Raw genomic sequence first — 23072 nt, 5'->3', positions numbered from 1 at the left:
CGGCGAGTGCGCCAGGTGAAGCTCGCGGCGGCCAGCCACGCGCTCGTCCAGAGAGGGGCGGTCCTCCTGGAGGACGCACTGCGCACCGCCTCCCTTCCGGATGCACCCGGAGGCCAGGTGCTGCTCATCCGCCGGCTGCCGCTCGGAACGATTCACGCGGACCGCAGCCCGGCCACGCTCTCGCTCGTCGTGGAGCAACGCGTGCGTGAGGTGGCGCTGCTGGCGGTGCATGCGGAGTCACGGTCCGCCGCCGCCGCGCAGGCGGTCTACTTCCGGGATGAGCTGGAGCCCTTCGTGCTGCTGGCCACCCGGCTTGCCCGGGGACTGCCCCTGGACGCCTGGTTCTGGCGGTTGGCTGTCCCTGGCCTGCTCACCGGGACGTCCCGGGACGACGCGCTCCGCCTCGCGCTCGCCAGCGCCTTGCGGACGGGGCCTGGCCAGGCCGCCGCGGTGACGCTCGTCTCCGAGCTGCACGCGCTCGGCGCACTGGCCCCCTTGTTGGGCGCGCTGCGATGGCAGGATGGACCCGCGCTTGTCCGAGCCTGGTGGGGACACCTCCCGTCCCGCCCGGCGCCGAGGCTGCCCCTGGACGACGTGGGCGCGGCGGAGCAGGTCCCCGAACCGCTCCGGAGCACGCTCGCGCACTGGACACGCGCCTGGGGCTCCGGCGACGCCCGTGCCTTGTGGCTGGCCGCGGTGGCGCTCTGCACGCGCATGCCCTCCCGGGTGGCCGCGCCCCAGCTTCCATCACGGGCATGGCGGGTGCTGGAGGCGATCCAGGCTTCCCCCGCGGCACACCTGCCCACGCCACGGGAACCGCCCCAACCACAAGCCCCTCCGAAGCCGGACGCGCCCACGGTCCCCGCCGACACGGGCGTGGTTCCGGGCATCGCCGCGTCGTCGCCACAATCTCCTCGGGCGCTCTCCGACGCGCGTTCTTCAGCCAAAGTAACGAGGCCCATGGACGGCACCTCCGCGTCCCTCGCGAGTGTGACAGCGGCTCCGCGGCAGGCGGCACGCCCCACGCTCGCGGACACAGGAGAGACGACGCCCAGAGACACCGGAACCACGCCTCAGGACACGCCCCTGTTCCACGCGACGGAGGAGGCGCTCCCCACGGTCGCTGGGGGACTGCTCTTCCTCGTGCCCATGCTGAACGCACTGGGCCTCGGGGAGTTCCTGGCGGGCCACCCCGCCCTCGCCGACCTTGGAGTCCCGGAGCGCTTCCTCCGGCACGTCGCCGAGCGCCTGGGTGTTCCCTCGACGGACCCATTGCTCCGCGTGCTCCAGGAGGCCGCGGCGCCGTTGCCCGAGCCCAGCCCCTTCGTCCTCCCCGTGCGCTTCCAGGCAGGCATCGGCGCGCGAGGACCGCTCCGTCTCCTCCGCGAACCCACGGGACGCCGCGTCGCCTTCGATGCACGAACCCGGGTGCCGCTCGCCTCGACGTCTCACGGGGGAGCGCTGCCCCCACCCTTCGACCGAGGCCTCCCGACGCCCCTGGCGCATCCACTCCCCTGGGATGACGCCACGCTCTTGCTGCGCGCGACCCTCCTCGCGGTGGGCCGCGTCACGCGACGGCTGGCACACCTGGGACTCAGAGCGCTCGTCCTCCGTCCCGGCCGCCTCGTCACGACCCGCACGCATCTGGACATCGTCTTCGCGGCCTCGCAGGTGGATATCCGCATCCGCCGCGCGGGGCTCGACGTCAACCCGGGCTGGGTTCCCTGGCTCGCCCGCGTCATCCAGTACCACTACCAATACGACGAGACCGGAGCATGACGACGTCCTCCCTGCCCCTTCGCACCACGGTCCTCGCGGCGCTGGCCCTCACACAAGAGGACTCAGGGGATGGAGAGGCCATCGAGCTGCGCTTCCTGCGACAGCACCTGGACGCAACAGGACGGGACTGGGTCACTCGGGCGCGGGAGCGGCTCACACGTCCGGGCTCCGAGGATGCTGGACTCGTGATGCTCGGCGAAGCGCTCGGGCTCTCGCTGGTGGAGCTCCTCGCAGTGGTCCTGGTCGCCGCCGTCGAGCAGGACCCGATGGTGGGCCGGGCCGTCGCGTACCTTCAAGCGCCCGTGGGGGCCTCCCGGCCCACGCTGGGACTGGTGTCCAGCGCGCTGGCGCCGGCCGCTTCCGTGGGACAGGAGGCCCTGCTCCTTCTCACCGCCGGAGCGGCCCTGGGCAGCGGGCTGTTGACGCGCCTCCGGGAGGAGCTGCCACTGTGCGAACAAACGCTGGCCATGCCGCTGCCGCTCTTCCTGGCGCTGTCCGGCCACGACGTCACCTGGCCTGGGGCAACGCTCGGCGCGGCCCACCACCTGGAAGTCCCGCTGCCTCCCTCCATCATGGACGGCGTGCACCGGTATGCGCGCTTTCTCGCGGACAAGCCTCGGTCGACGCTCGTGCTGCGCGGCACGTCCCTCTCTGAGACCCGCACCGTGGCGGCGGCGGTCGCAACGTCGCTCGGGCGCGCGCCCCTCTTCCTCGGAGCGGAGCCGCAGCCGGGCTTGGGGCCCTTCCTGATTCAGCGAGGACTGCTCCCCATCCATGTCCACGAGCTCGGGCCCGGCGAGCGGAAGGCCCTTCCCAACCTGCCGTACTACAGCGGCCCCGTGCTGGCCCTCACCGGGCCGGAGGGCACGCTCGACGCGGCGGACCGCGCGGTGTTGCGCTGGTCCGTTCCACGGCCTCCCAGCGAGGAGCGGCGGGCGCTGTGGGAGTCCTCACTGGGCGCACCGGCGCTCGCGGAGGAGCTGGCCCGGCGGCACCGCCAGGGCGCGGGACGGATTGCCCAGTTGGGCCGGCTGGCACGGCAGAAGGCGGAGCTGGACGGGCGGCAGGCGCCCGAGCTCGAAGACGTGCTCGCGGCGGCGTGGGTGGCGGAGTCCGAGGGCATGAGCACGCTCGCGGAGCCGTTGATGGACGCCATCCACGACGACGCCATCGTCCTGGTGCCCCAGGTGAAACGAGAGCTGGAGCTGCTCCTGGCGCGGTGCCGCGCGCGGGACGACCTGGTGGACGGCCTGGGCCCCTCCGCGACGGTGCGCTACCGCGCGGGGGTCCGGGCGCTCTTCATGGGCGCGTCGGGCACGGGCAAGACGCTCGCCGCGGGCTGGCTGGCCACGAAGCTGGGACTGCCGCTCTACCGCGTCGACCTGGCGTCGGTGACGAGCAAGTACATCGGCGAGACGGAGAAGAACCTCTCGCAGCTCTTCGCGCGGGCCGAGCATGCCGACCTGGTGCTGCTCTTCGATGAGGCGGACTCGCTCTTCGCCAAGCGCACCGACGTGAAGGACTCGAACGACCGGTTCGCCAACGCACAGACGAACTACCTGCTCCAGCGAATCGAGGCGTTCGACGGCGTGGCCCTCCTGACCAGCAACAGCAAGAGCCGGTTCGATTCAGCGTTCACGCGCCGCCTCGATGCCATCATCGACTTCACCCTGCCCGGCCCCGCCGAGCGGCGCGCGCTCTGGAGCACGCACCTGGGCACGGCGCACGAGCTCCCCGCCAGGGAATTGAGCCGACTGGCTGCGACGGCGGACCTGGCAGGAGGGCAGATTCGCAACGTGGTGCTGACGGCCGCGCTCATCGCGCGGGAGGCGGGCCGCGCCATCCACCCTGCGGACATCCTGGAGGCGCTCGCACATGAGTACCGGAAGCTGGGCCGCGAGCCCCCCTCCGAGCTCCGTCCCCCGGGCTCCGTTGGCGGCCCCCGTGACACAAAGCGCCGCTAGTGGCGTAGGTCCGTCGGCCAGAACGACAGCGCCGCACGTAGGCCGGTGGCAGTGGTACTCTCGGAGCGCGGGCCCTGCGCGTCGGCACCCGGCGTGCAGGAGGGCGCTCACCCGTTCGGAGGAGCACCATGACCCTCGCCCCAGTGCTGCTGGCGTTACTCACCGCTGCACCCGTGACGTCACCGCTTGAGACCGCTCTGGGAATGGAGCTCCCATCCTGGGGGGCATCCGCGGCGTCGCTGGAGCGGCACTCCCCTCACGCGCTAGAGCCCTACCATCCCGAACCCTGTCCAACGGAGATTGTGCACCCCGAGTCCCGGGAGTGGCGGAACCCGCCGTTGACCCTCGCCAGCGTTCCGCTGCTCAAGGTGGCTTTCCTGCAGACCGGTCAAGGACTCGAGAGCATCGCGTTCCAGCCTCTCATGGGTCCCTACGAGCAACTTCTGCGCTGGGGCAAGCAGATGGAGGCGCACCTGGAGCGGCACCTCGGGCCTCCAGCGGTGAGAACGAAGCTCGGCGCATACTGGGAACTCCCAGGGGCGCTGGTCATGAGGACGGGGTTCGTCGTCTTTGTCAGCGACCCGAAGAGTCCATTTGCGAGGCAATCCATCCAGGCCATGCGCAAGGAGGCATCCGCTCTTCAGCCCAATGGCTTGCCCCCTACCGCACCGTCGCGGTGACCGAGGCCAGGGCCTTCAGGTCGAACTCCTTCACGCCCCGGAGGGTCCGGTAGCGCTCCGGGAAGGCCGTGAGGATGAGGATCTGCAACGAGTCCCCCGCGCTTTCGATGACCTCCAGCGCGCGCTGATGCCGGGCCGCGTCTGTGTTCACCAGGGCGTCGTCGAGGACGACGAGCTGTGGCTCCGGTCGCGGCCCTTTCCTGGCCAGCAGCTCCCCGAGCGCCAGCCGCAGAGCGAACAGGGTCTGTTCGCGCATCCCCCACGAGAAGCCCTCCAGCGGCCAGGGCCCCTCCGCCGTCTGCAGCCGTGCCTCGCTGAACTCCGCGTCCAAATGCAGTCGCTCGGGCCGCCCTCCTCCACGGATATACGCTAGGCGAGCGTGGAGCTCCTCCTCGATGGGCGCCACGAACGTCTGGTTCACCTGGTCCTGCCAGGCCTGGGACATGGCGCGGAGGCGCTCCGCTGCCTGGGCCCGTGTCTCCAGTCGCTGGTACGAGGCCTCCGCCAGCGCCAGCTTCTCCTCCGCCTCGCAGTGCCGTGAGTACAGTCCGTCCGCCGCGGCCTGCTCCAGCAAGGCCTGCGCCCGGATGCGCTCCTCCTGGTTCTTCTTCTCCTCGCCGCCAATCCGCTCCAACGTGTCCTGCAGCCTCTTCCGCGCGAACGTGGCGCGCGCCTCCGGGCCGGGGAGTTGCGCTCGGAGCCCCTTGACCATGTTCTCCAAGCGGAGCAGCTCCGCCTCCGCCCGCGCGACCTCCGCGCCCAACTCTTCGAGCGACAAGCCCAGGGTGTTGAGCTGGGTCTTCAGCTCCAAGCCCAGCGCCTGGGCCGCGGCCTGCGCGGAGTTGCGCCCCTGCGTGACGACCTTCAGGTGCTGCTCTGTCGTCCGGAGCGCCCCCTCCGCCTCCTCCCGCGCCTTGTCCCGAACCTTCACCTCCTGCCTGCGGGCCTTGAGCTCCTCCGTCAGCGCCTTCAGCTCGGGAAACGGGTGGGTCTGAAGCTCCTCCCGCGAAAGGTTGAGCTGGGCGCTCAGCGTCCCGGTCTTCCGTGCCTGCTCACGCTGCTGTTCCCTGAGCACCTCGACGCTCTCGACTTTGTGGTCCTCCAGGAACTGGCTCCGTGCTTCCTCGTACTTCGACAGCTCCTGAAGCACGGCCTGCTGGGACTGCCACGCCGCGCGCAGGCCCACCACATCATCGACGCCGTGCTCATGGAGGCGGCGCGCCAGGTCCTTCCTGTGCTTCTCGACCTCCGCTTCGAGCTTGCCAATCTCCTCGGCCGCGGTGCGCACGCGGACTTCGCCCACGCCCATGATGCGCAGTGAACCCGCGCGCACCCCCTTAAAGACCTTCTGGCCCTCCCTGGTGAGCTTGTGCGGGGTGGTGTGCCCCTGGGCCTCCCACTCGATGCGCTGCGGGCTCTCGGCCGTAAAGGAGACCTCCACGCCCTGTGCGGCCAGCCTGTCCAGGGCCTGCGTCAGCTTGCGCTCCACCTCCTCGGCGCGCTTCACCTCTGTGTCTGGAAGCGCCTTCAGCGCCGCGGCCTTGCGCCGGGCATTCTCCACCCCGGTCTCCACCCGCGTCCCCTGCTTGACGAGCGCGTCCAACTTCCGCTGCGCCTCCAGGGAGGCGCGCGCATCCTCGAGGAGGCGTCCTCGCTCCACGCGCTGCTCCGCCAGCTCCACTTCCCCCTGCTGCGCCTTGTGTCGCTCGCGTGCTTCCCGAGCCCCGTCCTCGGCGCGCCGGACACGCCCCTGGGCCTCCTTCAAGGCCGGCTCGTTGCGAGCCCGCAGCCCCTCCTGCTGGGCTATCTTCTGCTGGAGCGCGAGAAGCGCTCGCTGCTTCTGGTCCAGCGCCTGCCACTCCTTTCGCTGACGCTCGACGTCCTTCTCCCGGAGCGCCGCCTGCTGCTCCAGCTTCTCCTCCTCCGCGATGCGCTCGTGCAAGCTGGCGAGCTGCTGCTCATGGGCGCTCCGTTCCTCGGCCAGCAAGCACTGCTTCTGGCCCAGGTCCATGCTCTCGCTGGCGAGCTGCTCGATCTCCGCCAGCCGCTGGGTCAGCCGAGCCGCCTCCTCGCGCAACTCCCGCACGCGAGCCCCCTCACGTTCGAGGTCGCTTCCGGCGACGCGCTTTCCCGCCTTGGGCGTGAAGAACCGGCGGTAGGCCCTCTCCATCGCATGCAGGAGGGACTGTTCCTCGTTGCTCAGGGCGGCGACGCCAACCGTCTCCAGGAGGCGGGCCTTGAGCGGTGTATCGAGGCCGGGTAGGTCGTACCGCGCTGCCGACTGATTCAGCCAGAGCAGCCGGGCCAGGCCCCAGTTGCCCACCTTCGTCACGCCGTTTCCGGGCACGCTGGAGACGAGGAAGCCTCGGACCAACGCATCCGCCTCCTGCGAGTCAGCGAGCCGCTCGAACCGGCTCCCCGTCCACTCATCCAGGACGCTGCTGGCGCCATCCAGGAACGCCTTCTCCAGCCGGTAGCGCTTTCCTCCCGTCTCGAACTCCAGCGTCACCCGCGGAGAGAGCTTCGTCTGCCAGGGACGAAGCAGGTGCATCTCCCGGTCCTTCGTTGAGTGGCGGTCGAACAGCGCCCTTGCGACGGCCAGGATGAGGCTCGACTTGCCCGTCTCATTGGGCGCGTGGATGACATGGATGCCCGTTCCCAGCCCTTGCAGCTCCACGGGGCTCCGGAAGCAGCGGAAGTGCTGGACGCAAAGCCTGCGCAGAATCATTTCCACACCTCCATCACCAGCGCTGACAGCAACTCTCTGGCCGCGAGCCTGACGGGCTCCGGCGTGACACCTGGCCCAGGCGCGGCCGGTCTGCTCAGCCCCTCCAGCAACGAGGAGACCAGGCTGCTCGAACCCGCGATGTCCGCGAGGCGCCCCTCTGCCTTGGCGCGTGGGACATCCTCACGCTCGATGACGACATGGAGGAGCCCTCTCCCCTGAAGCTCATCCCGGAACGCCTCCAACCCGGATGAGGCGTCCTCGGAGGAAAGTCCCGTGGTGAGGATGCGCAGCAGCGCCCTTTCGGGGCGTGCCAGTTGCGCCACGAGCTCCCGGGCCCCAGCCACCTCCGGCGCGTGGCCCTGGCTCAGGTCCAGCGCCACCGTCCTCCAGGTCAGCGCCCCTGTTGCAATCGGCTCCAGCCGGGGCTCGGCGCCCCGCGACGAGAGTTCCACCAGCAGCGCCTGCCCCGACCCCGCCTCACCAAACTTCGTCGTCTCATGAGCTCCCGAGTAGGCCGTACGACCGTCATGGATGTACTGCCCATGCCAGTGCCCCAAGGCCAGGTAGTCGAGGCCAGCGCGGGCCGCCGCGTCCAGTGCGATGGGAAAGTCATCCGCGGCGTGCTTGCCTTCGATGCGCAGGGAGCCATGCGCCACGCCGATTCGAATCACATCCAGGCTGGACGCCCCCTCCCATCCGGCGGTGGGGTCCTTCATGCCCTTCTTCTGGCGGAGTGGCGCGGGGAGCAACACGGCATCGGTGTTCGGGATGGGCACCGCCGCGTTCCCCTCCAGCACGGTGATGTGCTCCGGGCGCTGCTTCCAGGAGGCCCGGCGGAAGACGGCATCGGGCGTCAGCGCATCGTGGTTGCCGGGCAGGATGTACACGGGCGCGCGAGAGCCCGCGAGCACCTTGATGACCGCATGGACGACACGATCCTCGACGACGTTGTGCTCGAAGATGTCACCCGCCAGGACGACGGCGTCCACCTTTGACCGGTTGGCCGCGCTGATGACGTTGCTCGCGGCCTCCAGTCGCGCCTTCCGCACGTCCTCCGCGACATGAGCCACATGACGGGCTCGGAGCCCCATCTGCCAATCCGCTGAATGAAGGATCCTGACCATTCAAAGGACGGTACGGAGGTTTCGCGGAGCCGCACATACCTCCAGGGGAGTAGTACTGGCTTCATGGATCCGACGTGGAGGGCCGCCCCGCCCCCTCGTGAAGATGGCGCAGGAGCTGGCCGTACGCGCCTTCGACTAGCGACAGGTCAGCTCGGGCACAAGGGGGTGGCGTCTACCTCCCCGGTGGTACTGACAGACAGTGCCAGGATGCCTATTCAGGACCTGAACTTCTATGCTGTCCATCGGTGCAGCTACTGGCCGGAGTGATAAATGGTCGCGTCAATTCGCCTCAATTCGCGTGAGTTCCTGCTCACCCACGATGTCGCTCTCGCACTCCACGAATCGAAGCACCTGCCGGACATGCTGAGCCAGGCGCAGGCTCCGCTCGCCCGCCTCATCCCCGCGGACTACTGGGCAATGTGCATCGTCACGCCAGGGCGGCCAGTGGAGTACCAGTGGATTGAAGAGGCAGGGGCGCCAAACGAACTGCTGGCCCAGTATGAATCGCTGAAGGCCAATGACTTCGTCCTCCAGTCGGTGGTGCGCCAGCCTGATACGGTCCTTCGGGACGAGGAGATGCTCTCCCGAAGAGCGCTGGAGCACAGCCTCCTCTATCAACAAAGCCGTGAGATTGGCGTGAACTTGGAGCAGGTCATGGCGGTGCTGCTGAACATCGACGCGGGTGTGTTCTGCGGAATTACGGCGTACCGGGACAAGTGCCGCCCCTTTTCCAGGAAGGAACAAGGGGCCATGCAGCTCCTCTCGCGCCATTTCAAAGCCGCGATTCGCAACTCCCGCATCCTTGACAGCGCCTTGACTGGATACCGTCTCCTGGAAGCGTTGGGGCAACGCCAGGGCTTCGAGTTCATCATCTTGAATGCCGCGGCTTCCGAGGTGCATCGCTCGCGGCGAGCCAGCGAAATCCTCGATGCGTGGTTCGCACATGCCCCAAGAACTCGCGCTGGGCTCCCTCGCTCCTTCGTGGACCGGCTGAAGGCCCTGGTCCGGATGGACCTCCTCGAGCGGGACGGCAGCGACACAGTGGAATTCCACCAGAACGACCAGTCGCTGCACGTCACGTTCATCGAATTGCCGCCGCACGAAGGTCCACGCCAGTGGGGGCTCTTCTTGAACGAGTTCCCCAAGTCCATCTCGCTTCCCATCCAGTTGGCCCGGCAACTGACCGAGCGGCAGGCTGCAGTCGCCGAAGCCATGGCCAACAACATGAACACAGACCAGATCGCCGAAGCGCTCCGGATGAAGCCCAATACGGCAAAGGTGCACGTGCGGGACATCTATGGGCGATTGAGGTGTGACTCCCGCGCCGACTTCATGCACCAGATCGCCCAACTCCTGAAGCCGGTCTGAGGCAAGCCGCACGAAACCGTGGGCCTGCCCACGGCGACCTGCGTTCGGCCTCACATCAGGAATCACGACCTGCCCGTCCACGGCCATCCTCACTCTTCGACATCTCTGCTGATGCGGAAGAATGGTCTGGTCAAGGGGAGATGTCTCTACCTCCCGAGTGGTACGTGCTCCCCTCGGGCATCAGCGCGGCGAACCGCGCCAATGTCCTGGTGGGAATGTTGTCCAATGCAGCGATGAGCGGGAGCGTGAACCGCCGAAAGCCCGCGTCATAAAGAGGCTCGGAGATGAACCGTGCGCCCATTCGCCGGGCCACGAGCACGGGCGACCGGGGCAGTCGCAACGTCTCCCATCGCCCCTCCCGGGCACGCGCCTTTTCCTCGGCTGAGTAGAAGGGCATGTTCGACACGACGGGTGTCACCGATGCTCCGGGTGTCCGCATCCGCCAGTGCGGGCTCAGCCAACCGTGGTGGGCAAAGGCCTTCTGGATGAGGCGCGCATCTTCCTCTGAATCCGTCTCCAGGTTCGCCGCGGCAAGCCAGTCTGTAACGCCCCGCCGACGGCTCTCCGCGTAGAAGGCCGCTTGAAGCAGCACCACGGCCTCGGAGTGCCGCCACGGCCGACGCACGCAAAAGCGCGAGGCCTCGGCGACCACCCGTCCCGGCCCGCCGAGGCCCGACAAGTCCAGCCGCTGCTCCATCTCAACGCCCAGCACGCCGCCCGTCACGGACGCCACCTCGGCGTTCGGTAGCAATATCCGCACGGTCGCCACCGGCTCCTGCTCCACATAGACGACCAGGTGCGTGGTGGTCCGCAGCGTGTCGAAGCCGTTCACCTCCCGTCGGGTGGGCGGGGCCTTCCCTGGAATCAACTCCAGCTCACCTCCGAAGACAGCCCAACGGACGCGGAGCGCGTCGTCCAGCTCTCGCTGGGTCGTGACAACACGGCAGGTCATGGACGGCATGGGGCCCCCTTCGGCGTGGCGCAGGTCCGGCATCACGCCGGCCTGCCCCTTCCTTCGCCGCCCAGGCCCCAGGTGCGAAAGCCTCCGCGCCGTCAAACCGCGTCTGTATTTCTACTTCAGCGCGTCCACCAGCGCGGCCTGGAGCGCCTTCCGGTTCTGCGGGAAGCCCTGGTTGGGATAGGGCCGCGCCCCACTCAGGAACCGCGCATACTTCTGATACATCGGGTCCCCGCGCGCGGGCTCCTGTTCATAGAAGGCCCGAGAGGCCTGCAGCAGATAGCGCGGCGTCGTGCCCTGCGGTGCGTCCTCGCTGAAGGCGATGAGGCTGCGCACGGCCGGGTCCTTCATGAAGTCGGTGAAGGCGCGGGCGTCCTCGGCACACGTCCCCGTGCACTGCGCATTGAGCACCAGCGCGTCCACGAACACCGCGGGCTCGGAGCCCGTGCCCAGCGGCACGGAGATGACCTCCGGCAGCGCCATGCCCGGGTTGGCCTTCCGGACGAAGAACAGCCGCTCCGTGTAGCCCATGAAGCCGTTGGCCTGCCCGGCGGCGAACGCCTCTTCCGCCTTTGCATTGTCCGCAAAGGTGCCGTCGAGGCAGGGGTTGACGCCCGCCTCCAGCTCACAGCTCTTCACCACGTCCTCGAACGAATCCAGCGCGGACGCGTCCAGCGGCAGTGACAGCGCCTGGGACAACACGCCCGTGGGATTCGTGTCAGCCCAGGCGTCCAGGTAGGACGAGGGCAGCGTCCAGCTTCCGCTGTAGTTGGCCGCCAGCGGGCGCAGCCCCGGTGCCACGTCCGTGAGAATCTGGACCAGGGAATCGCCATCCGTGGCCGACGACAGGTGGGGGCTGTTCGCGTAGACGACGTAGCTGCACAGGTAGGTCGGCACGCCGTAGCTCTGGCCCGCGATGGAGACGGCTTCTTCCGCCGCCGGATGCGCGGCCCCCGCCTCCAGGGCAACGGGCTGCACCCAGCCCTTCGACACGAGGTCCCCCATGATGAGCGTGTCGATCTCCACCACCTGCGCGGCCCCTGCTCCCTGCCCGAGGAGCTGGTTCAGGGTGCCTCCTTCATCCAGGTCATAGAGGTCCAGGTTCGCGTCGAACACGATGTCCACGTCGATGTCCGAATGCGCTCGCTCGAAGTCCGCCTCGAGTCGCTGCTTCAGGCTGGCGAAGCCATCCCCCGCCGAGTCTGGAATGTAGGGGAAGAGGACGACCTTCAACGGCCGCGGGGCCTCGGGTTCGGGATCCGACGGCCCCGAACAGGCCCCCAGGGACAGGGCGAGGACGAGGGGCAAGACTCTCCATTGCATGGCGTGGCTCCGGCGAAGTGAGGGAATCACCAACCATCCAAGCATGTCCCCACGTGCGGCCGGCCCCGCAGGGGCGCAATGTCAGGGAATTCAGCGCCGGACGTCCGCGGCCCCGGACCGCGAGGAGGCAACCCGAATGGAACTTTCCCCAGGCGAAGTGGAGCAGTTCATCGAAAGTGGATTCGTCCGGCTGGACCAGGCGTTTCCCCGCGAGCTGGCGGCCACCTGCAGCGCGCTGCTCTGGCGAGACACGGGCTGCGCGCCGGACAATCCGGCCACCTGGAAGCAGCCCGTCATCCGGCTCGGGGACTATTCGCAGGAGCCCTTCCGGCGCGCGGTGAACACCCCCCGGCTGCGAGGCGCGTTCGACCAGCTGGTGGGGCCCGGACGCTGGCTCCCCCGAGGCAGCCTGGGCACGTTCCCCGTGCGCTTTCCCAGCCCGGACGCGCCCGGAGACGACGGCTGGCATGTCGATGCCAGCTTCCCAGGGGACGACCCGAGCTCGTTCTTCTCCTGGCGGGTGAACGTGGCCTCACGTGGCCGTGCCTTGCTGATGCTCTTCCTCTTCTCCGACGTGGGTGAGGACGACGCCCCCACTCGCCTCCGCGTGGGCTCGCACCAGGACATCGCCCGCGTGCTCGCCCCCGAGGGAGAGACGGGAATGAGCTTCATGGAGCTCGCCGGGAAGCTGGACGTTTCGGCGCACCGCCAGCTCGCGCACGCCACGGGTGAGCCCGGCACGGTGTACCTCTGCCACCCCTTCCTGGTCCACGCCGCGCAGCCGCACCGCGGAGCCCGGCCGCGCTTCATGGCGCAGCCGCCGCTCCTCCCCGCGGCTCCGTTTCAGCTCGACCGCGCGGAGGCAGACGCCTGCCCCGTGGAGCTCGCCATCCGGAAGGCCCTGGCGCACGACGATGCCGCGTTCAAGACACACCTACCCTCCCGGTAGGTCATTCAAACGCGCGAGGACAACCTCCTAAATGGGCCCCTGTTCCCAAGGAGGAATTCAATGGCAAACACGGTACGCTTCGCCTTCACGCAGCACAGCCAGCCCAACCTCGAGTTCATCATCGAGCTGGCCGACGAGAAGACGATTGCACACGCGCGGCGGATTCTCTCAGGCGAGGAGCAGAACGAAGTCCACGTGCACGGGCGAATCATCAAGCGGGCCGCGGAGTACAACCCGAAGTTCTCCTTCCACCTGGACCCCAGCACCATCCGCTTCTTCTCGATGGCCATCGAAGTCTGCGACGCCAACATGACGTATGTGGAAGACCACCTCGACGAGGCGGGCGGTGCGTTCCTTCCGGGGGGGCACTGGTGCCCGTGGGACTCCAGGCTGACGCGCGAAGTGCAGTAGGCCGGGCGCGGCGACGACGAACCTCGTGATTCTCACGGGCTCGTCGCGCCGCCGCTTCTACGCCCCGCGCTACTTCCTGCCGCGCTGACGCTGACGCTTGAGGCTCTCCAGCTGCCGCCGGGCCCTGTCTTGCGCCGCCTCCACCTGGGACTGCGCCGCCGCGGGCTCCTGCCGGGCGAAGCGCGCCAGGGTGCTGATGGTGGGGTGCTCCAGCAGCTTCAGCAGGGGCAGGTCCTGTCCCAGCACCGACTTGAGCTGTGCGTGCACCTGCACCATCAGCAGCGAGTGGCCGCCCAGGTCGAAGAAGTTGTCGTGCACGCCCACCGCCTCCACGCGGAGGACGCTGCGCCACACCTGGGCAATCTGCTCCTCCAGCTGCCCCTGCGGCGCCACGAAGGCCGCCTTCGCGGAGCGCGCCACGCTGGGCGCGGGCAGGGCCTTGCGGTCCACCTTGCCATTGGGCGTCAGCGGGAGCGCCGGCAGCTCCATGACGAGCGAGGGGACCATGTGCTCCGGCAGCCGCTGCGCCAGGGCGTCGCGCAGCGCGGACGCGTCCACCGCCGCGCCCTGCGCGGGCACCACGTAGGCCACGAGCCGCACGTCGCCGGGCACGTCCTCGCGCGCCACCACCACCGCCTCGCGCACCGAGGGCTGGGCGGTGAGCGCCGCCTCGATTTCCCCCGCCTCGATGCGGAAGCCACGCACCTTGAGCTGGTGGTCCACGCGCCCGAGGAACTCCATGGTGCCGTCGGGCCGCCACCGCGCGCGGTCACCCGTGCGGTACAGCCGGGCCCCGGGCTCACGGGCCCAGGCATCCGGAATGAAGCGCTCCGCCGTCAGCTCGGGCCGGCCCAGGTAGCCGCGCACCACGCCCGCGCCGCCGATGTACAGCTCACCCGCCACGCCCACCGGCGCTGGCTGAAGCCGGGCGTCGAGGACGTACAGGCTCGTGCGCAGCAGCGGCGTGCCGATGGAGACGACCGCCGCTGTCTCCTCCATGGCCACGCGCGCCGTGGAGGACCAGATGGTCGTCTCCGTGGGGCCGTACATGTTGAGCAGCTCGGCGGACTCCGGCAGCGCCTTGCGCAGGGACGCGGCCAGCGCGCCCGGCAGGGCCTCGCCGCCCACCATCAGCCGGCGCAGGCCGCCCAGCGCCTCGACGGACTCGGGCTCGGTCAGCAGCGCGCGCGCCAGGGACGGCGTGCACTGCAGGTGCGTCACGCCGTGCTCGCGGAGCTGCTCGGGAAGCGTCTTCGCCGTGCCCGCGCGGCGGCTGTCCCGCACGCAGCGCTGCCGCACCTCGTCCAGCAGCGGCAGGCTGGCCAGCACCGTGTCGGCGGGGATGCCGAAGTCGATGAGGCAGCCCACCTCGTCCACGCCCAGGGCCTGGAGCTGCCCGATGCGCTCGCGCACCGAACGCGGCGTGCCGAACAGGCCGCTCGTCTCGAAGTAGCGGTCGAAGGCGTGGCCGGCGAGCCGGTCCAGGTCCGCCTCCGTGGCCGAATCCATGTCGATGCCCAGCGTGCTCCCCAGGCCCCGCATCAGGTCGGCCGAGCTCTTGAGGTAGTTGCGGAAGGGCTGCTCCACCACCTGGCGCACCGTCACCATGTCCTCGCCGATGAAGGTGTGCAGCATGAGGGTGACGTGGCCCTCGCCCGCGTGGCCCGCGTCTCGCCAGGCCTGACGGTAGAGGGACAGCTTCTTCTCCAGGTCCTCCCACGTCTGCCCCAGCAGGTGCGTGAGGACGTTGCACCCCAGCCGGCCCGCGGTGATGAACGTCTCCGGGTTGCCCGCGGCGGTGAGCCACACGGGCAGCTCCGCCTGCACGGGCCGGGGGCGCAGCTTCACGTCCACCTGGGCGCCGCCGCCGCCCGGGAAGCGCACCGTCTCCCCGCGCCACAGCCGGCGCACGGTGTCGAGGCCCTCCATCATCAGCTCGCGGCGCTTCTCGTACTTCTCCGGCGCGAAGACGAAGTCATTGGCGTGCCAGCCAGAGGCGACGGAGATGCCCACGCGCCCGCCGGACAGGTTGTCCACCAGGGACCACTCCTCCGCCACGCGCACCGGATGGTGGAGCGGCAGCACCACGCTGCCCGCGCGGATGGCCACGCGCTTCGTGACGGTGGCGACGGCCGCGCCCGCCACGGAGGGATTGGGGTACAGGCCGCCGAAGGCGTGGAAGTGGCGCTCCGGCGTCCATACCGCCGCGAAGCCGTGGGTGTCCGCGAACTTCGCGCCCTCCAGCAGCAGCCGGTAGCTGCTCTCCCCGCGCGACGCCTCCGCGTCATCCGCGAAGTAGAACAGGCTGAAGTCCATGGGGCGCTTCCGGGCCCCCGCGGCGCGCGCGGGCGCCTTGAGCGAGGCCCCCTCCCCTTGCACCACCACCTTGAAGCCGCGCGTGAGCGTCCACAGCAACTCCAGGACGGAGATGTCGAAGGAGATGCTGGTGACGGCCAGCCAGGCACCCGCGGGCGAGTGCCCCACGCGCGCGTCCATGGCCGCGAAGAAGTTGGCCACGCCCCCGTGCGGCACCACCACGCCCTTGGGCCGGCCCGTGGAGCCCGAGGTGTAGATGACATACGCCGCGTTGCCGGGCGTGGTCTCCACGGCCAGCGGTGACGCGGGCGCCGCCGCGGAGGAATCCGCCGCATCCAGCAGCACGGTGTGCAGGCCGCCCACGGGCAGCGTCCCCGCCAGGTGGGACTGCGTGACGAGCACGCGCGCGCCCGAGTCCTCCAGCATGTAGGTGAGCCGCTCCCGGGGATAGTCCGGGTCCAGGGGCACGTAGGCACCACCGGCCTCGAGGATGCCGAGCATCCCCACCACCATCTCCGCCGAGCGCTCGGCGCACAGGCCCACGCGCACCTCGGGGCCCACGCCCAGGCCTCTCAGGTGCAAGGCCAGCGCGGACGCGCGGCCCGCCAGCTCCGCGTAGGTGAGCGTCCCATCCTCCGCGGCCACCGCCACCGCGTCGGGCGTGCGGGCGGCCTGCTCGCGGAACTGCGCGTGGATGCAGTGCGACGGCGCCTGGGAGAGCGGCGCCGTGAAGTCGTTCCAGGTCTCCAGCAGCGAGCGGCGCTCCGCCTCGTCGAGCAGCGGCAGGTCCTCCACGCGCGCGTCCGGAGCAGCGACGATGCCGCGCAGCAACGCCTCCAGGTGGCCCGCGAGCCGCGCCATCGTCTCGGCCGAGAAGAGGTCCGAGCGGTACTCCAGCGCGCCCTCCAGCCCCCGCGGCGTCTCCACGACGGCGAGCTGCAGGTCGAACTTCGCCGTGCCCTCCACGGCGCCGTCCGGCACGGGCAGCACCGGACGCCACTGCATGCCCGGCACGTCCATGTCCACCGCCGGCAGGCTCTCCAGCACCAGGTTCGCCTGGAACAGCGGGTTGTCGCCGCCGCGGACCGCGCGCGACGCGCCCACCACTTCCTCGAAGGGCAGGTCCGCGTGGGCCAGGGCCTCGTGGAACGTGTGCCGCATGCGGCCCAGGAGCTCCCGGAAGCGAGGCGCGCCGGACACGTCCGCGCGGAGCACCAGCGTGCTGGCGAAGAACCCCACCACGTCACGCAGCTCGGCCCGGTCCCGCTGCGCGAAGATGGTGCCCAGGCCGAAGTCGTCCTGGCCGCTGTAGCGGTGCAGCAGCGCCGCCCAGGCCGCCGCGAGCGTGACGAAGAAGGTACAGCCCTCGCTCCGGCCCACCGCCTTGAGCGAATCCACCAGCTCGGCCGGCAGCGCGAAGCGGTGGAGCGCGCCGCGGAAGCCCGGCTCCCGGGGACGCGGGAAGTCCGTGGGCAGCTCCAGGCGCGGCAGGTTCGCGAGCTTCCGCGCCCAGTAGGCGCGCTGCCCGTCCAGCGCCCCGTCCAGCCCGCGCTGCCAGCGCGCATAGTCCACGTACTGCAAGGCGGGCGCGCCCAGCGACGCGGCGGCGCCGGCCACCTCCGCGCGGTACAGCGCGGCCAGCTCCCGGGCCAGCACGCCAATGGACCAGCCATCCGTGACGATGTGGTGCTGGGTCATCAGGAGCACGTGCTCCTGGTCCTCCAGCGCCACCAGCGCCGCGCGCACCAGCAGCCCCTCCGACAGATTGAAGGGCGCCTCACCCTGGGCCCGGGCCAGTTGCTTCAGCCGCGCCTCGCGCTCGGAGGGAGCCAGCGCCCGCAGGTCCTCGCGGGCCACGTCCAGCGGACGCAGGGGCGGCAGGAGCTGGCGCGGCTGGCCCTCCACTTCCGGGAAGGCCGCGCGAAGCACCGCGTGACGCGACAGGAGCCCTTGCAGCGCACGCTCCAGCGCGGGCACGTCCAGCGCGCCGGAGAGCCGGAGCTGGAAGTGGACGTTGTACAGCGCGCTCTGCGGCACCAGCCGATCCAGGAACCACAGGCGCTGCTGGCCGGGAGACAGCGGCAACTCTCCCTCCAGCGAGCCGGCCTTCAGCGGCGGCGTGGCGGGCGCGGCGGAGCCCTTCCACGCGTCCACCAGGTGCGCGGCGGCGGCCCCCAGCGTCGGGTGCTGCCAGAGGAAGGCCACGGGCAGCGACACACCGAGCTCCTCTTCCAGCCGGCCGTGCAGCTCCAGCGCCATCAGCGAGTCGAGCCCCAGGCTGGCCAGCGACGTGTCCGGCGCCAGGGACGCGGGCGCCGTGCGCAGCACCCGCGCGGCCTCCACGCGGAGGAAGTCCACCAGCAGCGCCGGACGGGATTCCTCGGCCGCCAGGGTCAGGCGCTCGCGCAGGGGCGCGGTCGGCGCGGAAGACGCGGTCTCCGGCGCCGGAGCGGCCTCCTCGCCCGACACCTCCACCACCTCCAGCGTGCCCGCCAGGAAGCCCTCACGGCAGGCGCGGCGCTGAATCTTCCCGCTCGACGTCTTCGGAATGCTCCGGGCCTGGAGCAGCACCACCGTCTGCGCACGCACCTGGTGCTCGTCCGCGAGCGCGCGGCGCAGGGCGCCCACCACCGCCGCGCCGTCGAAGCCCTCGCGCACGTCCACCTCGGAGACCACCACCAGCCGCTCCTCGCCCTCCACTTCCACGGAGAAGGCGGCGCTGCAGCCGGGACGCACCGCGCGGTGCGCGCGCTCCGCGGTCATCTCCAGGTCCTGGGGATACAGGTTCCGGCCCCGGATGATGAGCAGGTCCTTGAGGCGTCCGGTGATGAAGAGCTCGCCCTCCGGCGACAGGAAGGCCAGGTCACCGGTGCGGAGGAAGGGCCCCTCGCCGCTGGCGAGCCGCGCGCCGAAGGCATGCGCCGTCTCCTCCGGGCGATCCCAATACCCACCCGCCACGCTGGGGCCGGCCACCCAGACCTCGCCCACCTCGTGCGCGGCCCGGGGCACCCGCGTCTCCGGGTCCACGACGAGGAGCCGCAGGCCCTGCGCGCCCTGACCGGAAGACACCAGCGTGCGCGCCGTGGCGCCCTCCGCCGCGTCGGACGACGGCTTCGCGAGTCCCAGCTCCAGCGAGCGGGCGTCGTAGCGCTCCTGCACGCAGGGCGTCCCCTTCACGCCGCCGCTGACGATGAGCGTCGCCTCGGCCAGGCCGTAGCAGGGATAGAAGGCCTCACGCCGGAAGCCGGCGGGCGCGAACGTCTCCGCGAAGCGCTCCATCGTCTCGCGCCGCACGGGCTCCGCGCCGTTGAAGGCCAGGTCCCAGTGGCTCAAGTCCAGGCGGGCCACGTCTTCGGCGCGGGCCTTTCGCGCGCACAGGTCATACGCGAAGTTGGGTCCACCGCTGCACGTCCCCTTGAAGTGGGAGACGGCCTCCAGCCAGCGCAGGGGCCGCTGAAGGAACGCGATGGGAGACATCAGCACGCACGGGAAGCCCAGGTAGAGCGGCTGCAACACCTTTCCGATGAGCCCCATGTCATGGAACATGGGCAACCAGCCCACGCCCACCGAGCGCTCCTCCTGCAACCCGAAGCCGCGTGTAATCAACGACTCGTTGTGGAGGATGTTGGCGTGGCTGACCTTGACGCCCTTCGGGTTGCCCGTGGACCCCGACGTGTATTGCAAGAAGGCCAGCGACTCGGACGTCAGGTCCGGGCGCTTCCAGTCCGTGGCCTCGGCCTCCGGCACCGCGTCACTGGCAATCCACTGCAGCTCCCCCAGCTCTGGCGCCTGCGGCGTGAGGAACTCCGCCATCTCCAGGATGGTGCTCGTCGTGAGCACGTAGCGCGCGCCACAGTCCCGGGCGATGGCGCGAAGACGGGGCAGCGTGCGATCCAACCGCGTGGGGTCCGGCGGGTAGCAGGGCACGGCGATGACGCCGCCATACAGACAGCCCATGAAGCCCGCGACGAACTCCAGGCCTGGGGGGTAGAGCAGCAGCGCCCGCTCCCCCTGCGCGCCCAGGGCACGCAGCCGGGCCCCCAGCGACCGCGCCCGCGAATCCAGCCGCCGGTAGGTCCACTCCTCCACCGGGCCGTCCACGTCTCCTGTCTCCAGGAAGCGATACAACAGCGCGTCGCCTTGAGACTCGGCGCGTTGACACAACACGTCCACCAGGGTGGGGAAACGGTGAGCTCGCGGCTCGATGTGCTCGGTCATGTCTTCTCCTGCGCTGGACACGGCCCGGGCTGACACACGGCCACGACACCCGACTGCGCACGGAGAACCCCCCGGTAGACAGCTTCCGGCCAAGGCTCCCCGAGACAGCATGCCGCTTCGCCCGGAAGAGGAAGCACGCTCGCACCACGCTTGAGCCCGCCCCCTCGATACAGCGCAGCTTGTGCCACCGCCGTTGCCTGCTTGTCCATATAAACGATAAGAACGATTCTTACAGTAATGGCGGTTCCTGATAAAAAGAACGCGGTATCCGGAGGGACGTCCTGGCCGTGCTCACGAAGACTCTAGCGATGCATCTGACACCGAGCGGCGCACGTCCGCGGAAGGCCCGCTGACGGCATGGCATTCTCAAGCAGGAACGTCGTCACACACCCTGCCCGGGTCTTCAGTCTCATCTGGTTGGGTCAGCTCGTCTCGTCACTGGGGACGGGGCTCACCCAGTTCTCGGTGGGCGTCTTCGTCTACCAGAACAGCGACTCCGTCACGGAGTACTCGCTGGCGTCGTTCTTCGGGTTCCTCCCGATGGTGCTGCTCGCCCCCGTCGCGGGCTCCATGGTGGACCGCCGCAACCGCCAGCGGGTGATGTTGCTGGCGGACCTGGGCGCGATGACGGCCATTGGGTTGATGTGGTGCCTGGTCGCGGCGGATCGCGCCGGGCTGTGGGCCCTTCAGAACTGGCACTTCTATCCGCCGCTGGCCTTGAGCGCCGCCTTCAGCACCTTCCGCGTCCTGGCCTTCTCCACGACCACGCCCCTGCTGGTCTCCAAGCAGAACCTGGGCCGGGCCAACGGCATGGTGGAGCTGGCCATGAGCGCCGGCCAGCTCCTGGGCCCCGCGCTGGCGGGCGTGCTGGTGGTGAGCATTGGCTTGCAAGGCGTGCTGCTCATCGACCTGGCGACCTTCCTCTTCGCGTTGGCCACGCTGCTGAGCGTGCGCATTCCCCAGCCCGAGCCCGGGCAGATTGAGCCCAGGAAGTCACTGTGGACGGACATCGCGCTGGGCTGGCGCTTCATCCGTGAGCGCCCTGGCCTGCTGGGCCTGCTGGCCTTCAGCTCCGCCGTCAACCTGGTCTCCGTGCTGGTGACGGTGCTCATCACCCCGTTGGTGCTGAGCTTCACGGACCCGGCGACGCTGGGCCTGGTGGTGTCCTGCTCCGGCGTCGGCATGGTGGCGGGCGGAATCACCATGGGCGTCTGGGGAGGCCCGAAGCGGCGCATCTTCGGCGTGCTGGGCGCGGAGCTCGTCGCGGGCCTGGCCCTGCTGGCGGCGGCGCTCCCCGCCAGCGTGTTCGTCGTCGCGTGCGCCGCCTTCGTGTTCATGTTCACCGCCCCGGTGGCCATGGGCTGCTCGCAGGCCATCTGGCAGAGCAAGGTGCCTCCCGCCATCCAGGGGCGTGTGTTCTCCACGCGCCGGATGCTCGCCTTGATTGCCCCGCCCATCGCGGCGCTGCTCGCGGGCCCGTTGACGGACAGGCTCTTCGACCCCTGGATGGCGCAAGACGGCGCCCTGGCCAGCACCTTCGGCCAGGTGTTAGGCACCGGACCGGGCCGCGGCATCGCCCTGCTCTACGTCGTCCTGGGCATCATGCTGGCGGGCAGTGTCCTGCTGACCGGGTCCTCTCCGCGCGTGCGTGGCGTGGAGGACGAGCTCCCGGACGCGCTGCTGCCGACCCCCGGCCCGGCCGCGCAGCCGCAAGCCTGAGCCGCCGCGGCGCGTCCGCTGCTCAACGCTTCGCGCCCGGCGTCTTTGTCCAGTTATTCATGCTTTACTGCTTGCCGTACAGTCCTTGCGGCTCCGGTCCCCCGGAGCCAAGGCCTCCGCCCGCCCCAGGCGTGGAGCGCCCGAGCAACCCTCGACCGCAAGGAGCACAAGCATGTCCGGCAAGTTCGTGTCACGCAGTCTGGCCCTGTTGGGAATCTGTGGGGGCCTGAGCGCCCTGGGAGGCTGTGGTGGCGCCGAGCCAGCGCCCGCCGCCCTCGAACCGGTGGGCCAGGTGGAAGGCGCCGCCATCGTCGACACCGTCACCGAAGGCACCTACGTCATCCGTTCGGTGATGACGAACAAGTGTATCGACGTCGCCTCGTCGAGCACGGCGGACGGCGCCAAGGTGCAGCAATGGGATTGCAACGGCACCAACGCGCAGCGCTTCCGCGTCACGCCCACGTCCGGGGGCTACTTCAGCATCATCAACGTGAACAGCAACAAGGCGCTCGACATCAAGGAGGTGAGCACCGCGGCGAACGCGCTGGTCCACCAGTGGAGCTATGGCGGCGGCGCGAACCAGCAGTTCCGCTTCGTGAAGGAGGTGGGCAGCGAGTTCAGCATCCGCGCGCGCCACACGGACATGGCCATTGACGTGTACTGGGGCAACACGGCCAACGGCACGGAGCTGGTGCAGTACCCCTACGAGCAGCGCACGAACCAGCGCTGGACGTTCGACCGCATCGACGGAGGCGGAGGCAACCCCGGCACGGGCCTGGCGGCCATCCTGAGCGAGTCCACGTTCAACGCCATGTTCCCGAACCGGAACCCCTTCTACACGTACAGCAGCCTCATCGCCGCCGCGAACACCTTCCCGGCCTTCGCCAACACGGGCTCGCTGGAGACGCGCAAGCGCGAGGTGGCGGCCTTCTTCGCCAACACGGCCCATGAGACGGGGAACTACGTGTACGTCGAGGAGATCAATCGCGGTGACTACTGCGGCTCATGGGGCCCGCCGGGCTGCAACTGCGTCGCGGGCAAGAGGTACTACGGACGTGGGCCCATCCAGCTGTCCTGGAACGGCAACTACTGCGCCGCCGGCACCGCGCTGGGGCTGCCGCTCCACACCAACCCGGACCTGCTGGCCCAGGACCCCAACGCCGCGTGGCGCTCCGCGTTCTGGTTCTGGACCACGCAGGCCGGCGCCGGCACCATGTCCGCGCACCGCGCCATGGTCGACGGCCGCGGCTTCGGTGAGACCATCCGCACGATCAATGGCGCACTGGAGTGCAACGGTGGCAACCCGGGCCAGGTGCAGAGCCGCATCGACAACTATCTGCGCTTCACCGGCATGCTGGGCGTGAGCCCTGGCGCCAACCTGGGCTGCTGAGACGCTTCACCGAGGTGGGGATTGATCGCACCTCCACCTCAGACTGAACGCTGAACGCCGGGCGGCCATGCTCCAGGCCGCCCGGCGCCAGCACCTCGCCCCGGCAGCACCCGCGTCCGGAACCGGGCAGCCCCCTGCCCCGTCT

12 protein-coding genes are annotated in these 23072 nt (G+C 69.8%); 7 read left to right on the top strand and 5 right to left on the bottom strand.

The window, feature by feature from the left end; genetic code table 11:
- The first annotated feature begins 6 nt into the window (after positions 1-6).
- Positions 7-1779, top strand: coding sequence for a hypothetical protein (locus G4D87_RS02675; RefSeq protein WP_240357964.1), 1773 nt, complete (start codon positions 7-9; stop codon positions 1777-1779).
- A complete protein-coding gene (locus tag G4D87_RS02670) occupies positions 1776-3743 on the top strand; it encodes an ATP-binding protein (protein ID WP_163778254.1) in 1968 nt (655 codons plus the stop codon). Before G4D87_RS02675 ends, G4D87_RS02670 begins: the two co-directional genes overlap by 4 nt.
- A gap of 660 nt (positions 3744-4403) precedes the next feature.
- Here the strand turns inward: G4D87_RS02670 and G4D87_RS02665 are convergent.
- The gene (locus G4D87_RS02665; protein WP_163778250.1) at positions 4404-7151 is read right to left on the bottom strand and encodes an AAA family ATPase; all 2748 of its coding nucleotides are present in this window, start codon (positions 7149-7151) and stop codon (positions 4404-4406) included.
- Positions 7148-8275, bottom strand: coding sequence for a metallophosphoesterase family protein (locus G4D87_RS02660; protein WP_163778247.1), 1128 nt, complete (start codon positions 8273-8275; stop codon positions 7148-7150). The genes G4D87_RS02665 and G4D87_RS02660 overlap by 4 nt, the downstream gene beginning before the upstream one ends.
- Before the next feature lie 270 nt (positions 8276-8545).
- Here G4D87_RS02660 and G4D87_RS02655 point away from each other — a divergent pair, with 270 nt between their 5' ends.
- Positions 8546-9643, top strand: a complete 1098-nt coding sequence (locus G4D87_RS02655) for a helix-turn-helix transcriptional regulator (RefSeq protein ID WP_240357962.1) — start codon at positions 8546-8548, stop codon at positions 9641-9643.
- Between the two features lie 130 nt (positions 9644-9773).
- Here the strand turns inward: G4D87_RS02655 and G4D87_RS02650 are convergent, their stop codons facing one another.
- Positions 9774-10604: a GNAT family N-acetyltransferase gene (locus G4D87_RS02650; protein ID WP_163778244.1), complete on the bottom strand. Its 831-nt coding sequence runs from the start codon at positions 10602-10604 to the stop codon at positions 9774-9776.
- Between the two features lie 111 nt (positions 10605-10715).
- The gene (locus G4D87_RS02645) at positions 10716-11924 is read right to left on the bottom strand and encodes an extracellular solute-binding protein (protein ID WP_205507391.1); all 1209 of its coding nucleotides are present in this window, start codon (positions 11922-11924) and stop codon (positions 10716-10718) included.
- Positions 11925-12060: 136 nt separating this feature from the next.
- Here G4D87_RS02645 and G4D87_RS02640 point away from each other — a divergent pair, with 136 nt between their 5' ends.
- Both G4D87_RS02640 and G4D87_RS02635 read left to right on the top strand, forming a co-directional pair.
- Positions 12061-12873: a phytanoyl-CoA dioxygenase family protein gene (locus tag G4D87_RS02640; RefSeq protein ID WP_163778238.1), complete on the top strand. Its 813-nt coding sequence runs from the start codon at positions 12061-12063 to the stop codon at positions 12871-12873.
- A gap of 60 nt (positions 12874-12933) precedes the next feature.
- Positions 12934-13284 (top strand): BP74-related protein, encoded by a 351-nt coding sequence (locus G4D87_RS02635; RefSeq protein ID WP_163778235.1) that lies wholly within the window; start codon positions 12934-12936, stop codon positions 13282-13284.
- Between the two features lie 69 nt (positions 13285-13353).
- Here G4D87_RS02635 and G4D87_RS02630 read toward each other — a convergent pair whose 3' ends face one another.
- On the bottom strand, positions 13354-19818 hold the full coding sequence (locus G4D87_RS02630; RefSeq protein WP_163778231.1) for a MupA/Atu3671 family FMN-dependent luciferase-like monooxygenase: 6465 nt from the start codon (positions 19816-19818) through the stop codon (positions 13354-13356).
- 357 nt (positions 19819-20175) lie between these two features.
- On the opposite strand from G4D87_RS02630, the gene G4D87_RS02625 reads away from it, so the two are divergent.
- Together G4D87_RS02625 and G4D87_RS02620 are read left to right on the top strand one after the other, a co-directional pair.
- The gene (locus G4D87_RS02625; protein WP_163778226.1) at positions 20176-21537 is read left to right on the top strand and encodes an MFS transporter; all 1362 of its coding nucleotides are present in this window, start codon (positions 20176-20178) and stop codon (positions 21535-21537) included.
- Positions 21538-21709: 172 nt separating this feature from the next.
- Entirely contained in the window at positions 21710-22927 is a 1218-nt protein-coding gene (locus G4D87_RS02620; RefSeq protein WP_163778223.1) for a glycoside hydrolase family 19 protein, read from the top strand.
- Positions 22928-23072: the final 145 nt, after the last annotated feature.

Source organism: Myxococcus vastator (genome assembly GCF_010894475.1).
Taxonomy (GTDB): domain Bacteria; phylum Myxococcota; class Myxococcia; order Myxococcales; family Myxococcaceae; genus Myxococcus; species Myxococcus vastator.
This window is presented reverse-complemented; position numbering and strand designations above follow the sequence as displayed.

What these genes read in the sequence shown, in the direction of transcription:
- G4D87_RS02660 (WP_163778247.1), bottom strand. Translation starts at nt 8,275, where the DNA reads ATGGTCAGGATCCTTCATTCAGCGGATTGGCAGATGGGGCTCCGAGCC.
- G4D87_RS02635 (WP_163778235.1), top strand. Translation starts at nt 12,934, where the DNA reads ATGGCAAACACGGTACGCTTCGCCTTCACGCAGCACAGCCAGCCCAAC.
- G4D87_RS02650 (WP_163778244.1), bottom strand. Translation starts at nt 10,604, where the DNA reads ATGCCGTCCATGACCTGCCGTGTTGTCACGACCCAGCGAGAGCTGGAC.
- G4D87_RS02625 (WP_163778226.1), top strand. Translation starts at nt 20,176, where the DNA reads ATGGCATTCTCAAGCAGGAACGTCGTCACACACCCTGCCCGGGTCTTC.
- G4D87_RS02640 (WP_163778238.1), top strand. Translation starts at nt 12,061, where the DNA reads ATGGAACTTTCCCCAGGCGAAGTGGAGCAGTTCATCGAAAGTGGATTC.
- G4D87_RS02630 (WP_163778231.1), bottom strand. Translation starts at nt 19,818, where the DNA reads ATGACCGAGCACATCGAGCCGCGAGCTCACCGTTTCCCCACCCTGGTG.
- G4D87_RS02645 (WP_205507391.1), bottom strand. Translation starts at nt 11,924, where the DNA reads ATGCAATGGAGAGTCTTGCCCCTCGTCCTCGCCCTGTCCCTGGGGGCC.
- G4D87_RS02655 (WP_240357962.1), top strand. Translation starts at nt 8,546, where the DNA reads ATGGTCGCGTCAATTCGCCTCAATTCGCGTGAGTTCCTGCTCACCCAC.
- G4D87_RS02670 (WP_163778254.1), top strand. Translation starts at nt 1,776, where the DNA reads ATGACGACGTCCTCCCTGCCCCTTCGCACCACGGTCCTCGCGGCGCTG.
- G4D87_RS02665 (WP_163778250.1), bottom strand. Translation starts at nt 7,151, where the DNA reads ATGATTCTGCGCAGGCTTTGCGTCCAGCACTTCCGCTGCTTCCGGAGC.
- G4D87_RS02620 (WP_163778223.1), top strand. Translation starts at nt 21,710, where the DNA reads ATGTCCGGCAAGTTCGTGTCACGCAGTCTGGCCCTGTTGGGAATCTGT.